Annotated in this window: 13 protein-coding genes and 1 pseudogene; 9 read left to right on the forward strand and 5 right to left on the reverse strand. The window is 41.2% G+C overall.

All coding sequences use genetic code 11. The features are described from left to right. A partial coding sequence (locus BM122_RS17515) for a transposase (protein WP_143083505.1) occupies window positions 1–199 on the reverse strand: 199 nt, incomplete at its 3' end. Window positions 200–445: 246 nt separating this feature from the next. Here BM122_RS17515 and BM122_RS17520 point away from each other — a divergent pair. From BM122_RS17520 to BM122_RS17525, 3 genes and pseudogenes are all read left to right on the forward strand, one after another. Beyond that, window positions 446–1,675, forward strand: a pseudogene (locus BM122_RS17520) (ISL3 family transposase). Window positions 1,676–1,775: 100 nt separating this feature from the next. Beyond that, entirely contained in the window at window positions 1,776–1,952 is a 177-nt protein-coding gene (locus BM122_RS23560; RefSeq protein WP_177198199.1) for a hypothetical protein, read from the forward strand. A 155-nt stretch (window positions 1,953–2,107) separates the two neighbouring features. Then, complete coding sequence (locus BM122_RS17525) at window positions 2,108–2,617, forward strand: DUF1269 domain-containing protein (protein ID WP_074906850.1); 510 nt, start codon at window positions 2,108–2,110, stop codon at window positions 2,615–2,617. A 1,140-nt stretch (window positions 2,618–3,757) separates the two neighbouring features. On the opposite strand, the gene BM122_RS17530 is transcribed toward BM122_RS17525, so the two are convergent. Continuing rightward, complete coding sequence (locus BM122_RS17530) at window positions 3,758–5,947, reverse strand: primosomal protein N' (RefSeq protein WP_074906851.1); 2,190 nt, start codon at window positions 5,945–5,947, stop codon at window positions 3,758–3,760. Window positions 5,948–6,425: 478 nt separating this feature from the next. Then, on the reverse strand, window positions 6,426–7,811 hold the full coding sequence (locus tag BM122_RS17535) for an adhesin (protein WP_074906852.1): 1,386 nt from the start codon (window positions 7,809–7,811) through the stop codon (window positions 6,426–6,428). Between the two features lie 301 nt (window positions 7,812–8,112). Here BM122_RS17535 and BM122_RS17540 point away from each other — a divergent pair, with 301 nt between their 5' ends. From BM122_RS17540 to BM122_RS17560, 5 genes are read left to right on the forward strand one after another with little or no spacing between them, the layout of a single operon-like run. Beyond that, complete coding sequence (locus BM122_RS17540; protein WP_256212177.1) at window positions 8,113–9,213, forward strand: aromatic ring-hydroxylating oxygenase subunit alpha; 1,101 nt, start codon at window positions 8,113–8,115, stop codon at window positions 9,211–9,213. A 43-nt stretch (window positions 9,214–9,256) separates the two neighbouring features. Further along, window positions 9,257–10,135: a DMT family transporter gene (locus BM122_RS17545; RefSeq protein ID WP_074906854.1), complete on the forward strand. Its 879-nt coding sequence runs from the start codon at window positions 9,257–9,259 to the stop codon at window positions 10,133–10,135. A gap of 44 nt (window positions 10,136–10,179) precedes the next feature. Further along, window positions 10,180–10,524: a SpoIIAA family protein gene (locus tag BM122_RS17550; protein ID WP_074906855.1), complete on the forward strand. Its 345-nt coding sequence runs from the start codon at window positions 10,180–10,182 to the stop codon at window positions 10,522–10,524. Window positions 10,525–10,578: 54 nt separating this feature from the next. Then, window positions 10,579–11,064: a hypothetical protein gene (locus tag BM122_RS17555; RefSeq protein WP_074906856.1), complete on the forward strand. Its 486-nt coding sequence runs from the start codon at window positions 10,579–10,581 to the stop codon at window positions 11,062–11,064. Beyond that, entirely contained in the window at window positions 11,064–11,444 is a 381-nt protein-coding gene (locus tag BM122_RS17560; protein WP_074906857.1) for a SirB2 family protein, read from the forward strand. Before BM122_RS17555 ends, BM122_RS17560 begins: the two co-directional genes overlap by 1 nt. A 203-nt stretch (window positions 11,445–11,647) precedes the next feature. Here the strand turns inward: BM122_RS17560 and BM122_RS17565 are convergent, their stop codons facing one another. Both BM122_RS17565 and BM122_RS17570 read right to left on the reverse strand, forming a co-directional pair. Continuing rightward, on the reverse strand, window positions 11,648–13,645 hold the full coding sequence (locus BM122_RS17565) for a TonB-dependent receptor (RefSeq protein ID WP_074906858.1): 1,998 nt from the start codon (window positions 13,643–13,645) through the stop codon (window positions 11,648–11,650). Between the two features lie 200 nt (window positions 13,646–13,845). Next, a complete protein-coding gene (locus tag BM122_RS17570; protein ID WP_074906859.1) occupies window positions 13,846–14,268 on the reverse strand; it encodes a Fur family transcriptional regulator in 423 nt (140 codons plus the stop codon). Between the two features lie 1,020 nt (window positions 14,269–15,288). Here BM122_RS17570 and BM122_RS17575 point away from each other — a divergent pair. Continuing rightward, window positions 15,289–15,488, forward strand: a 200-nt coding sequence (locus BM122_RS17575) for a transposase (protein WP_143083506.1), incomplete at its 3' end; no start/stop codon positions are given.

Here is a 15,488-nt window from a genome sequence, read left to right on the forward strand (position 1 = left end):
AGGTTGACATGCCTGCCCGGATGCCCTGATCAGTCTCTGATTGTCGCACCCATTTACGCAACGTCTCAGCAGTACAACCTATCTTGGATGCTATCGATTCCAGTGCCGCCCATTGCGACTCATACTCCCCTTGGTGTTCATACAGCAATCGGACAGCTCGTTTACGAACCTCCGGTGAATATCTTATTTGTTTTTTCATTACTCTATCCTCTCAAGAAATAGAGTCTCCTGTAAACCCGGGGCGATTCAGTCCGAAAAAATTCATCGATATGGGATGTGTACACTGGCATAATGGTGTAGCGATTGGGGAGAATTCCTTCAATATACGAGGTCTTATCGAACCATATGAAACGAATGATATGGGGCGCTATGAGGTAACCGGAGTCGAGATTGACAAGAAAGTATGGCTCTATATGAATTTTAGTGGGTATGGCATTATTAAGTGATGAATAGTGAAATCTTGTTTAGTCTGGCTTTAGGCCTTCAGTCTCCGTGGGAAGTCAACGCAATAAAGTTTGTTCATGCTGAATCAAAGCGAAAAGAATGACACCTGCAGATTGGTTTTGCTGTAAGGGCACGATTTGCAGATGAGTCAGGAAATCTTTGCGGTGTTTATGACACAGTGGAGCGGACATGGCAGCACCTTAACTTCTTTGAGCATACTGGTTATTTGCATTGCGCGGTTCCCCGCATTACCACATCGTCAGATAACGTAGTTAATGGAGCAGTACCGTGGGCACGCGCCAATAGTGGTTTTACTTTGTTGTTTGAAGCCCTGGCTTTGCCATGATTGAACGGGAGATGCCGGTCAATCGTGTTGCTGAGCTAATGCAAGTTAATCCGTAACAGATCTGGACGATATTCAACCATTGGTTAGGCAAAGAGCGCTGCATGCAGATGATCCTCCTGCTATTAGCCAGCTGGGTATCGATGAAACCTCTACACGCAAAGGGCATCACTATGTCACGGTGGGGGTTGATAGGGAAAGTGAACGTGTGATTGATGTGAATGAAGGAAAAGGCAAACTAGCCGTTCAAGCCATTGGCAGGCATTTGCAATCAAAAGGGGCTCAGGCAGAGCAAATTCAGCAGGTCAGCATGGATTTATCGCCTGCTTTCATTGCCGGCGTCAAAGATACTTTCTCCTGTGCACAGATTAACTTCGATCGTTTCCATATCGTCAAACTGCTCAATCAAGCAATGGATGCCGTGCGCAAGCTGAACGCAAGGAACACGATGCGCTTAAAGGCCACCAATACACTTTTCTAAAAAACCCTCAGTCGCTCTCAGAAACACAACAGCAACAATTAACTAGCATGATTCGCCTCTATCCTACTTTGGGGAAGGCCTACCGCCTCAAAATACTGTTCAATGATCTGTGGAACATGCCAGATAAATCCAGGGCACACGCTTTTCTTACCCAGTGATGCGATGAAGTCAATCAAGCCAGCATTCCAGCTTTCCAGGCTTTTGCTAACACGATCATCTCTCATTGGAACGGGATTATTCACTTTGTTGAATCCCGTCTGACCAATGGCATTCTTGAGGGCATCAATAACAAGATTCAGCTTGCTAAATGGCGTGCCAGAGGCTACCAGAATATTAACAACCTCATCAATATGATTTATTTATTGTATGGAAAACTTCGGTTTATTTACCCACGGTATTTCACATAGAACCAAAGTATTTAAAGAGCCTAGCCTTAGAAATGTCGCTAAAACAGGCCCTTACTTCCATGATGGCTCTGTTGAGACACTGGGCTAAGCGATTCGGGAAATGGCAGAACATCAAATCGGTCGTAAAGCTGATGGAATGTTCTTGCTTTACATGCTCATGGATGTCCTTGTATTTTTTATTGGTTTATTTGCAATATCACTTCAAATTCCTAAGAAGGAAGGGAGCATGATTATTATATGGCTGCTATTTTTCTTGGCGCCACGAACTACAGAATAATGTATGTAATTGCATTATTGCTCCCTTTATTGGTTATCGCTTACCATTAATTGGTATTAACAATGGATTGGTTTAATCCATTGCTACTTCTTTGCATTAATTGGCGATCTACTTTGCTGAGCAATATTGATTAACCTAAATTTGAGGAGGTTATCATGCGACGAATTTATTTTCTTGTTCCCGATATTAATATTACGAAGCGTGTCGTTAATGAATTGCTTTTAGCACGAATCGAAGAGAAACACATCCACGTGCTTGCCAAGCGCGGTACACCGCTCGAGGAATTGCCAGAGGCCAATTTGCTACAGAAAACTGATTTTGTTCCTGCGGTACAGCAAGGGTTAGCGGTAGGTGGATCGACTGGCCTACTCGCTGGATTGGTTGCAGTCGCTCTTCCGCCTACTGCACCCGTTATTGCAGGCGGTATCTTGTTAGCAACAACAGTTGTAAGCGCGGGTCTAGGCGCATGGATAAGTGGAATGATAGGAGTGAGTACGGCCAATAGACGAATTAAAGAATTTGAAAATGCAATAGAAGCAGGTCATTTTCTAGTATTCGCCGATGTGCCAACGGATCGGGTAGGTGAGATCGAAGAGCGTATAAAACAGCATATAGGAGAAGTAGAAATCGAAACTACCGAACCAAAAATTCCTGCGTTTCCTTAATATAAAAGAGTCAAAAGCTTTATGCATTTGAGGCTGTTTAATTATGCGGTAGAAATGGATTATGATTGCTTTCGAGGCATTTTGAGCTTGGTCATACCCTTATTGAAACGAATGGAAGTAGACGATGATAGGTATGAGCAAAGGCAATCGTAAAGATGATTTATCTTCGGCAGCAGAATTCATAGGATCTTCAAGTTTAAAATTGAGGAAGTTGGGTAAAAACTGTTTTTGAGCTAAAAAATGGTATGTTTGAGTCAGAGCTAATCAATACTGTAAAGGAATATTTATTGGAAACGATAATAAGATGATTCCTAGCGAAATTGAGCCTTTCGGTATTTTTGGTATTAAGAGTCTATGCTTTTTTGGTTCGGAAGAAGATTGCCATGGTGGAAAAAGGATAAATAATTTGTTTTCCAGGAAACAACCTGCGAGGATTTAAGATTTTGGTTTGCAGGAAGAAGAGATGTTGGTATTTGATATTAGACTTGACTTAATGTCAAAAGAACGTCTAGCTAGTTTTATTATAGATGTTTCATGAAATGTGAGTTCGAGGAATACAATGCCTCGAACTCAAACCACTGACAAAAGTCGTCAATCGCATAAAAGATCACTATAGCATCTATCGAATTCTGGCTCCTCTAGTGGCGATGAAACTCTTTCCCAGAATCATTTCATCATAAGGGCACCTCTAAAAATTCATATTTCGTCACAATACTTCGTTGTTCACAAAAAATGTTTCCTTACCTATCAGTTATAGGCTGCGTCAACATTTTTTGTTCTCGTCTCGCCTTGTCTTGTCTAGAACTCTGAATTTTTAAAGGCGCCCGTAAGAAATTCAGGTTACTATAGCGTAACCAGTTAAGAATGATTCGGAATATATAGAATTTGAAGAGCATCTCAACGGTTTGGTTTTGTTGTTTACGCAGTGCTTTGGCGTATTCCCATTTGTGCTAGATGAGACAATGAGAATACTCTTTGAATCATTTCTAGCTGGTTTTGCTATATTGTATACTCCGCGCGGTCATGGTTGCGGAAAATATAAACGAAAAAACTCCTTATAATTTAATGGTTTCAGCATTTTTAAAATCCGCAATTGTAACCGCGCCGAGTATAGCTATCTTTATGTCGAATTCACGTTAATTAGAATTCTGATGGATCAACATCCAAAGTCCATCGTACTTTACGATGGGGAATTTTGCAGAGTTTCATATACCACTTGCTGAGAAATAGCTGCAATTTTTTGCGAGAGTGGGATTGGACCAGCAGATGTGCACGTTCTAGTCCTTTTAGTCGTGTCATTTGTGCAGGAACTGGATCGAATATTTCTATTTGTTTTCCAGGTTCGACCAGTTTGCTTGCCATGGTGAGGAATTCTATCGCGGTAGCAATATGTGGCGCTTCCGCATTGAGCAGCGCTTGATAGGAGTAGGGAGGAAAATGAGTGATTTCCCTTTCTTTTAACAATATTTGTGCATAAGCATCGTAATCGTGATGTTTCAAAGCGAGATACAAAGGATGATTGGGGAATTCAGTCTGAATAAGAACTTCTCCTGCAGTTTCAGCGCGACCTGCTCGTCCGGCAACTTGCATCAATTGTGCGAATAATCGTTCTTCAGCACGGAAATCCATACTATAGAGTGAAGTATCAGCATTGAGCACACCTACCAAGGACAAATTAGGAAAATCATGCCCTTTAGCTAGAAGTTGTGTGCCTACCAGGATATCTACTTGTTGTTTATGGATCGCATTTAATATGAATTGCCAAGCTTCCTTACCTCGAGTATTGTCCCGATCCACACGAAGAATACGGGCATGAGGGAAAAATTTTGCCAGTGCAGTTTCAATTCGTTGTGTGCCATGACCAAATGGCATGAGATCTTGATCGCCACATTGTGGACAGGCTGGTGGAAGTTGTTCTGTGTAACCACAATAGTGGCAGCGTAGATTTTTTTGAGTCAGGTGTACAACCAGACGACTGGAACAGCGAGAGCAGGTCGCAAGCCAGGTGCAAGACTTGCACAATAATACAGGAGCATAACCGCGGCGATTAATAAAAACTATGCTTTGTTGCTTTTGAGTTAGAGTTCTTTCTAACGCAACAAGCAGTTGTTCAGATAATCCTTCTTTGAGCTGAACGGAGCGGGTATTAACATAGTGTATGATGGGGAGTGAGGCGTTTTTTACTGCACGCGCACGTAATAGTATCTTGCGGTATCGGCCGGTTGTAGCATTGTAGTAGCTTTCTAATGAAGGTGTTGCAGAGCCTAACAAGATGGGTACATTCATTTGTTTTGCACGAAAAATGGCAATATCTCGCGCTGAATAGCGTAACCCATCTTGTTGCTTAAATGAAGGATCATGTTCCTCGTCAACGATAATCAGGCCCAGCTTGGGTAGTGGCGTAAAAATGGCTAAGCGTGTTCCGAGAACTATGCTCGCTTCGCCCCGCTGTGCCTGTAGCCAGCCATTCATACGTTCGGTAGGATTGAGTTTGCTATGCAAGCTGATCAGATGCGTGGTGGGGAAGCGCGACCGGAAAATTTCTTCCAGTCTGGGGGTCAAATTGATCTCGGGTACCAGGATAAGTACTTGACGTTTTTGTTTGAGTAGCATTGAAGTAATCTGGAGATAAACTTCGGTCTTGCCGCTACCCGTAATTCCATGAAGCAGCCAGGTATTAAATACGCCTATTTCAGCTTGGATGGTATTAATTGCGGTGATTTGTTCGGTTGTGAGCTGCAAAATGGGAGACGCATTTATGTTTAGTGTGAATTCCGGTTCTTCTAAAACCTTTTCCACCCATCCTTGAGCTAAAAATTCCTGTAATAATTTCGGGGCACGTTGAGAGAGCTGCTTTGCTTCTTTGCTAGTGATGGCGCCTACTTCTTTAAGGTGAGTGAGCAAGTAATGTCTAGTTTTATTCCGGCCAGGAATAGAAGAGAGTGCCATAGCATGACCTGTTTCGGTCAAACGGAATAGAAATGACGTAATAGATCGTTGTAGCACAGGTTTAATGCTGCGCAACCGCGTGGGCACTCCATTCATGATTACCCTTCCAATGGGGTAATGGTAATAGCAACTACAGAATTCAAATAATTCTATGAGAGTTGGAGGTATTGGGGGAATATTCCGTAAAATCTCGTCAGCTTGTTTTAGTTTGTCATGAGAAACATGAGCATCATCAGATATGGCTAGGATAATGCCTATCATGAATTTTTTACCAAAGGGAACACGTGCATATAAACCAATGTCAAGCTGTGTTGCATCGGGTGCAATATAGTCGAATAGACTATCAATAGGTATATCGAGTGCGACGTGGATTATAGTCATTTAACCCAAATTTTCCATTAGAACTCCGGGTTCTAATTGAATCAACAAATTATCCTGATACTCCTTTTTGAGTATACCTTAAAAATCAAATAATTAAGCTTCTAATAAAAAGTCTGGGTTTAACGAAATCTCTGGTCTTATATTCATGAAAGGATACAATTTGAACCTATGCTCAGGATCATTAACATCCAATATGGCGAGTACTGAATATCGAAAATATCAAAGTAGTTTGATCAAAATCAGATAGCGGCAATGTACTGCCATTTCCAAATCAAAAAGAGGACGCGAAGGCGAGCCGCAGACAGTATAAATAATACGGCAAGGTGAAGCCGACAAAGTCAGTTTTGATTTAAAAATGGAATAAATGGCGAGGATAAGGGCAACTTAAGAAGAGGACGAGAGCAAAACTTGCTCTCGCCGAATTGTGAAAATGCTTAATTATCTTGTTTTGTCACACCTTGGTAAGTTTATTCATGAATTATTTTGAAACCCGATATAACGTAATAGATGCTTCGCCTTGTTTGCTTAAGACCGCAGTATTGCCGTTTGCGCTGATATCAAATGAAATGGGTTTGTCGGAACTGCTTGAGAAACCGATACAGCCGCCGTTAGTATCGTAAATAAAGCTTCTCATATTCAATGTCTTAGAGTTGGTATCGTATGCATATGAGGCAAACTCAACCCCTGGGGTTCCACATTCCACTTGCTCGGACTGAAAAGTTGTACCAATAGGATCGATCAACATGAATTTATTATTTGGGAAGAACAAAAATAATTTGGTTTTAACGCTATTTTGATCCAGTGCCCAGGCACCTACAATACCGGAGGCATTATTATCCATTTTAGCATATCGCTTTTCTTTGATCTCGGTGAGAATGGGTTCATCATCTGAACTGAGTTCAATTGGGCGCGCAATGTGAAAGAGTTCTCCGAAGACGCCACTTTGTTCTCTTGCTCTTTGGGCGACTACGATGTCAGAAATAATGAGCTCGTCACCATTTGTATGGATTCGCCAAGTAGGGCGCGGGTGTGATAAACCTGCTCGCAGATTGGTATCAACAGATGATGAGCTATTGAGATTAAATCCTCTGGTATCAAATTGTGATGCGTTTGCAATGCCGTATTCTACCCCGGCTTTAATAATAGTACCGCCTCCGCAAACCCGGTTTTCATCGCATGAATCATCTGCTGTTGCTTCGCCCTGCAAGTATTGACCGCTGCCATCTGCTGCTACTCGTATAACGCTTGCATTCGTGTCATCGTATTTTACCCAAATGTGACTACTCAGGAGATTGATCCCTCTAGCAAGAAAATCGGTACTCGCTGCTTCTGCTGATTTGATATCGCCGAATAGGCCTGCAGCATCGCGCGCAGTTTTGAGTATCGCAGAATTAGCAAAACTGACTGGATCGCTCGAGAGATTAAGGGTAGGTTTAAGTGCGGCAGCTGCTTCTGCTGGAATTAATATTCCGTTCGAGAGATCATTATCTGAATCGAGTGATTGCAGCAGGACAGGCAGATTCTGTAATTTATTCTCATTGCCTGCAGCCAGCTCTATTGGTGTAACGATACCAGTAGCCTTGATGTCACCGATGATCAGTTCACCAAGCTGGAATTTGACATTGTCACCATGGTTATAGCGATACATGCCTTGTGTATCCGTAGTTCCTGATGAGCCAGAAGATGTCGTATAAGCAACACCTGCAACTGGAGCGGCATCAGTGAGTATTCCAGTCGTAGGTCCTTTGAGGGGAGCTTTGCTAAATTTAGGTTCCTGACTATCGCTACAGGAAGAAAGTCCTATGATAAGTGCACTCGATAAAAATACCCAGACTTTTTTGCTTGTTTGATGATTCAATTTCATTGAGATAACTCTTCCAATTTATGTTTAATCAATTCATGCGATTTACGCATAACGCCAAGATTGTAATCTTATGAAATAAGAGGATAATGTAGACATGAATCCCGGTAATGTAAATTTTTTACAGCCCTCAAAGTGAAGCTTATTTATATTAGAGTCTTCCTTATAATAATAAGTATAGACGCAATTTTCTGTTTTATTTATTTTTTTGAATTTCTGAATATTTAATTTGTCCATTCGGCATTAAACTTCTGTTGAACATCACTTCTTTAATAAATGATTTCATATGTCTAGTCTAGCGCAAATGTCGCAATTGTTGACTGAGTTGACTGAGAAACCACAACAACTTTCTGTTGACTGGTATTTAAATCCACATATATTGGAATTAGAAAAACAACGATTATTTGATCGGGGTCCAGGTTATGTTGGACATGAATTAATGGTGCCCAATATTGGAGATTACCAAGTCATGGAATGGATGAATGATGCCAATGTATTAGTCCGTAACGAGAATGGGATTGAGCTGTTATCGAATGTGTGTCGTCATCGTCAGGCGCTTTTGCTGAAAGGGCGTGGAAATGCCAGAAATATAGTTTGCCCTATCCATCGCTGGACTTACGCAATGGACGGAAAATTACTCGGGGCGCCGTATTTTAGCAATAATCCCTGTCTGAATTTGGGTAAAACATCCTTGCAAAATTGGAATGGGCTCTTGTTTACGGGTGAACGCAATGTCGCACATGATATGATCAATCTAAATGTCCTCAAGGATTTTGATTTTACGGGTTATATATTTGATCGTGTTCATATAGATCATTATTCGTGTAACTGGAAAACATTTATAGAAGTTTATCTGGAAGATTATCATGTCGAGCCTTTTCATCCCGGTTTGGGACATTTTGTTGATACTAATAAACTTTATTGGAAGTTTAGTGATTGGTACAGCGTTCAAGTTGTAGGGGTTAATCCTGAATTCGACCGAGCAGGCACGCCAGTATATGAGAAATGGCACAAGCAGGTATTACAGTACAATAATAATCAGAGACCACCTTATGGTGCTATTTGGTTACTTTATTATCCCAATGTGATGCTTGAATGGTACCCCCATACCCTCATCATTAGTACAATAATACCAACTGGAATAGAAAGCTGTATGAATGTAATTGAGTTTTACTATCCAGAAGAGATTGCTTTGTTTGAGCGTGAATTCGTTGAGGCAGAACAGGCAGCATACTTCGAAACTGCTTTAGAAGACGAAGAAATCTGCAGGCTGATGACAAAGGGGCGTCGTGCACTTTATAAACAAAATATTAATGAATTTGGTCCCTATCAAATGCCGATGGAAGCTGGGATGTTGCATTTTCATAATTTCCTGCAAAGAGAGATAGGTTCTTACTTATGCTAGCTAACTATTATTCTGAAATGTATTTTTTATTAAATAATGACTGATGCATTCGTTGTGGATGCTCGTAGCGGGTTTTATGTTTGCCTGTATGGGAATGTTGGTAAAGTTAGGTGCAGTCTATTTTTCTAGTATCGAGTTGGTGTTTTACCGTTCCTTAATTGGTCTATTTTTAACCTATCTGGCTATGCGTACTCGTCGGATGCCATTGATTACTAAATACTGGAAGATTCATTGTTGGCGTGGACTGTTTGGTCTCGGTGGATTGTTACTATTTTTTTATTGCATTACACAACTTCCATTAGCAACCGCTATATCCCTGAATAATACCTGGCCGCTATTTCTAGCATTGTTGACGGCAATTATTTTAAAAGAACGTTTCCATTGGGTGTTGGTTATGACAATCTTACTCGGGTTTATAGGCGTAGTTTTGTTGTTACGACCAACTTTACATGAAGATCAGTGGCAGGCTGGATTAATTGGTTTGATGTCGGGGATTTTTGCAAGTCTTGCCCATCTTAATCTGAAACAGCTTGGTAAATTGGGTGAATCTGAATGGGTAGTGGTTTTCTATTTTACCTTGATCTGTACGGTAATAACCGGTATATGGCTGTGGTTAACTGCATTTAGTGCTATTGATTCCAATAATTTATGGATATTAGTTGGGGTGGGCATAACAGCTACTCTTGCACAGCTAGCACTTACCAGGGCTTATCGCGTCGGTAAAACTATGGTAGTTAGTGCACTTGCATACAGTACAGTATTATTTGCAGGATTATGGGATGTTTTTTTATGGCATGAGGCTTTGCCCATTTCTGCCTGGGTGGGGATGGGGATGATTATGTTAGGAGGGGCATTAAGCCTGAGAAGTGCTTCAATAAGTAAGTGTTGGCAGGCGCTAGATTCAATAATATTCACGTGGTGAATTAAATTATTTATAATGAATATATTATATCTGGGAGTGCGCGCATGATTACTATTCAAAAAATCAATAACCTGATCATTGTAGCTGTAATTGGGGAATTTACTCTCAGTGATTTTAAAGAATTTGAAGACAAGGTGTTATATCGATCACATCCTGAAGATAAGATAAATTTGTTATTTGATTGGCGGGATATGGTGGATTATACGGTTGATGTCGCTTGGGAAGAGATCAAATTTATGCGTGAGCATGGTAGTGAATTCGATCGAGTTGCGGTAGTTACTAATAATCAATGGCAGGCATGGAGTGCATGGGTATCAAATTTGTTTATCGATGCCGATGTAATGGTTTTCTCTGATTATGACGAAGCGAAGGAATGGGTTTCCTTGTGAATAGAGTCTAAGCTCTTGGCACATTCATGTAAAAAAATTCAAGCATAATTCAGTATGGATGAGTTTGTTTTAGCTCGGGTATTGCATATATTGGGTGTAGTTCTTTGGATTGGTGGTGTTGCCATGGTAACAACAGTCCTACTTCCTGCCGTAGCGAAAATGAAATTAGCTGGAGAACGTATCGAGTTCTTCGAGCATATTGAAAGCCGCTTTGCTACTCAAGCGCGTTATACCACATTGTTAGTAGGACTGAGTGGTTTTTACATGGTGCATATTTTAGATGGATGGAACCGTTTTGTTGAGCTCCATTTCTGGTGGATGCATGCCATGGTGTTCGTGTGGGGTGTTTTTACGCTAATGCTTTTTGTGCTGGAGCCATGGGTACTCCATAGATGGTTTAAGACTAGAGCACTAAATAAGCCAGAACAAACATTCGTGTTGATTCAGCGTCTGCACTGGTTTTTGTTAGGTATCAGCTTGATTACAGTTGCGGGTGCAGTCGCTGGTAGTCATGGTTGGGTTTTGTTTGGGGAAGGGTGATGAGCTATACGGTATTAAAAATGATTCATGTATCCAGTGTCATACTCAGTTATTTGTTATTTCTGACACGGGGGATTTGGATGATGCGTTCATCAGCTCAATTACAGCAACGTTGGGTAAAAATAATGCCACATGTAATTGATACAGTGCTGCTAACCAGTGCAATCGTGCTAGCGGCCCTGATACAACAATACCCGCTTGTAGATTCTTGGCTGACTGCAAAAGTTGCGGGATTGCTTCTTTATATTGGGTTGGGCATGACAGCATTCAGATTCGGCAAGACCTACACAATAAAAGTGAGCGCCTGGATTATGGCTCAGATAGTGTTTTTTTATATTATATTAATTGCACTGACTAAAAATCCTACAATATTTTTATAAATTAAGGGTGCCTCTAAAAATCCAGAGCTCTAAACAAGACAAGGCGAGAACAAAAAATGTTAGCGCAGCATATAATTGATATGTAAGGAAACATTTTTTGTGAACAACGAAGTATTGTGACGAATATGAATTTTTAGAGGTGCCCTTAACTATAAGTGATACCTTGAGTCTGTGAGTAAAAGGTACTCCTATTTGAGCGGGTTTTAGAAATCACCTCTTATTCCTGCTACTAAAGCTCTTCCAGGTAAGGGTGCAAAATTCTTCAAAAAAGAAGTATGAATACGTATTTCCTCATCAAGCAAATTTTTTCCTTGGACAAAGAGTCTAATACCATTTGATTGAGTTTCTTTTATGCGGTAGCTAGCTTCTAGATTGAGTAGTGTATAACCGGAAGTGCTGGTTTCAAGTTCAGCTCGCTTATTCTGGCGGAGCACGTGTATGGTGGTCAAATTCGCAGCCCAGGGTCCCAGTTGATAATTTAATTCCAACCCAAAACGTTGGGGTGTAGTGCGTGGAACATTTCCATCGTTGTGGTCTAATTTGCCTCGTACATAATCTGTAAATAAACGCAAGTCTAAATTATTAGGTTTGAGCGTAAAAATAACTTCCGCTTCTGCTCCGTAGAAGGTTGCGTCTGTTTGAGCCATATTCAGTAATTGAAATTCACCTTGCGGGTTTAATGTTTCATCTTCATCAACGCGATCAGCAATGCCATCTCCATTCGTATCCACATTTCTTAAAAAAATATAGTTGTTAAAGCGATTGTAGAAAGCATTTACCTTCCATCTCATGAATCCAGCAGTTTTGCTAAGGAACAAATCAAGATTATTGGTGGCTTCTTTATGTAGCGCATTATCGCCAATCTGGAATGTGCCTGTAGCATGATGAGGACCATTTATATAGAGCTCTTCTATCGCTGGCGCGCGTTGGCCATGCGTTGCTGTCAATCCTAAGTTATAGTCTTTTATAAAATTCCAGAAAGTGCCGGCGGAACCATTGAACAGACCGAATGCGCGAGACCGGTCAATGTTGTTTTGTGGATCACGTGTGGCATACTCATAGCGACTACCAAATTCAAATCGAAAATTACCCCAGTTGCGTTCTTCGATAAGGAAAAGCCCAGTAGAACGTGATTTTGTCACGGGTATTATCGCCTCTTCACCCAAAGCAGAAAATGTTCGATCCTGAAATTGTATGCCGAATAAACCTTTTAAATCTGCAATAGGCGAATGCAAAAACTCAGCCCGCGTTTCCAATTCCCGATTTTTAAAACGAGTCGCGATTTCCCCATTACTTTCAATCTCGTTATGTTTATAGTCATTGTAGCCCATGCGTACTTTGAGTTTTTCAAGGCCAGTAAGGGGGGTGTCCAGCTCCCCAGTCAGGTTGTAACGAGCTTGGGTCAAATCAATAGTAGGTCTTTCAGGAGTGGGTATCCCATATTTGCTCTCCTGTAATGAGATAGAGCCACCAAAGAATCCTCTTTCACCTATATAAGAGCTACCAACAGACAAACCTTGAGAATCAACTGCACTGTTTTTGACTACATTCTTTTCATTGTTAACATCCTGATTAATATTGGCATGCCCGGGAATATCGTAATCGCTCGTTTTACGCTTGAAGCCGCCGACACTCCATGAAGTTTGGCCAAAACTGCCATTTACATTGAGTGCCCCAGTTCTTTCTTCAGTTGCTGTATTTCCACGTACTTCAAAATTACCTTTTAATGATTTAAACACTTGATTAGGGATGCGCCCAGTGACAGCATTTACTATTCCACCAGTTGCCCCTCCACCATAAAGCAGGGTTGCTGGGCCCCGCAGAATTTCAATTTGCGAGGTATTGAGCGTCTCAATAGTGACAGCGTGATCTGGACTGAGAGAAGAAATATCAAGTGTGCTGATACCATTCTCCAGTACCTGGATACGTGGCCCATCCAAAGCACGGATGATAGGGCGACCGGCGCCTTGCCCAAATGAGCTCGACGCTACGCCAAGCTCACTAGATAAAGTATCACCCAGATTTACCTCGCGTTTTCTGCGGAGATTGTCTCCATGTAAAACAGCAGTAGGTTGAGTCATATTGAGCTCACTCCGGTCTTGAAATGGCGTCGAAGTGATGGTGACCTCGGGAAGTTTAATTGCTTTGTTGGTTTCTTCAGCTTGAGCAATAGTATTGAAAACAAAGATAATTAGACTCATAGCAGTTAGCCTTAGCCGTACTTTTTGGCTATGCTGTGTACTATTTTTTGTGACGCTGCGATGCGACATATTGATAAAATACTTTATGGTTAAATATCAGAAGATTGTCGGATTTATAAATGCAACTAAGTTGCATTTATAGAGAAAAAAATGATCATTTTGTAAAATGATGTTATTTGATTTTTTGAATGGCGGGTCTATCAAGCGCATTCAGCACATAATCCTTTAATGGTTAATTCAATTTCATGAAATAAATAACCAAGCGGTAAGGAAGGGCTAGATTTAATTCTGTAATCGCTCAGACATGTTACTTTGGTACATCGTGTACAGATGAAATGAGCGTGTTGATGTGAATGTAGTTCCGTGTTAACACGAAAACGCCATACTCGGTCATCTCCTGCGATTTTATGCACTAAATTATTCTTGCTCAACCATTCAAGAACGCGGTAAAGCGTTACGCGATCTAGTTGTTCTTTCATGTTTAATCGTTCTTCAATCTCACGATGGGTAAGTGCATATTGCTCTGCCAATAGTATGGCAAGCGTTCTAAGTCTATTATGAGTGAGGCGATTCCCGGTATGTCTAATCAGCTCTTTGGCTTTTTCGTAGAAGTTATTGGGCATAGAAAAATAATATGCAACTTAGTTGCATTTATTATAGTAAATAAATTTCTAAAAGGATACTTTTTAATCAAAAAATATCAGTAGAAGAAGCGGTCATTTTCTTCATGATGCGGTGATAGGACCAAAGGAGCCGGCATCGATAGTTCTGGCGAAGAAAGAGGAGGCCGGCAACGTTATCGCCTTGCACCGATATACGCTTCTGTCTTTGTATGATTGTCTTTATGCTTTGCAGTCGACCATTCCCGGCCTAATTCGATCAAACCTGCATCACTGCCTGCTACGCCACGGCACATCCCGCTTGTCGGAGAGTGAAGGCGATAAACTCAGGAAAAAGAAGTTTAAAAAATATCCCATCGGCTACTTTCATACCGATACGTGGAAGCTCAAACGGAGGAAGGCGGGCTGTATCTGTTCGTTGTCATTAACTGAATGTCAAAGTACGCTTGCACCGAGCTACATGAGTGTTTCGCCAAAGAGGATCGCAGCAGATTTTTTTACGTAACCTGCTTAAAGCTATCCCTTACAGAATCCATGCTGTTTTTACTGACAACGTTATCCAGTTCGCCAACCGTGCCTGTGATAAATACGCTTTATGCCTATTTTTGATTGCGTCAGTGGTGACAATGGGACCGAAAAGCGATTGATTCGAGCGCATGAGCAGAACCATCAAGGAAACTATAGTGAAACATTACGGCTATATCTCCCATAGCCAGCTGAAAACGCATATCACCACTTCCTGAGGAACTATAACTTCGCAAAGTGGCTTAAGATTTTGAAGGGGCTTAGGTCCTATGAATACATCTACAAAATATGGACAAAAGAGCCAGAACGTTTTAATGTTAATCCATTCCAGCATACCAAGGAGCTAAGCACCTGGGTAGGTGATCAATATTCCGATTCTTCAAAAGTTTTGAAGTGGCTATTTGTTAGGGTCTGTTGACGTTTTAAGATAAGTATTTCATAGATAGAAACAAACTCGTAATATTGGGGTTCCCATACTACCAACAAAACGAGTTTGCGATGCCCCGAATAATGCTCAATGATGAGTACTGGTCGAAGCTGGAGAAGATTCTGCTTCAAGAATCGATTTATAACAAGCGCAATCTGCGCATGACGGTAGAAGGAATACTGTATCGAATGCGGGTTGGCTGTCCGTGGCGCGACCTGCCCAAGGTGTTCGGCTGCTGGAATTCCATCTATAAAAGATTCAATGCCTGGTC

It is taken from the genome of Nitrosomonas communis, assembly GCF_900114745.1.
GTDB lineage: Bacteria > Pseudomonadota > Gammaproteobacteria > Burkholderiales > Nitrosomonadaceae > Nitrosomonas > Nitrosomonas communis_A.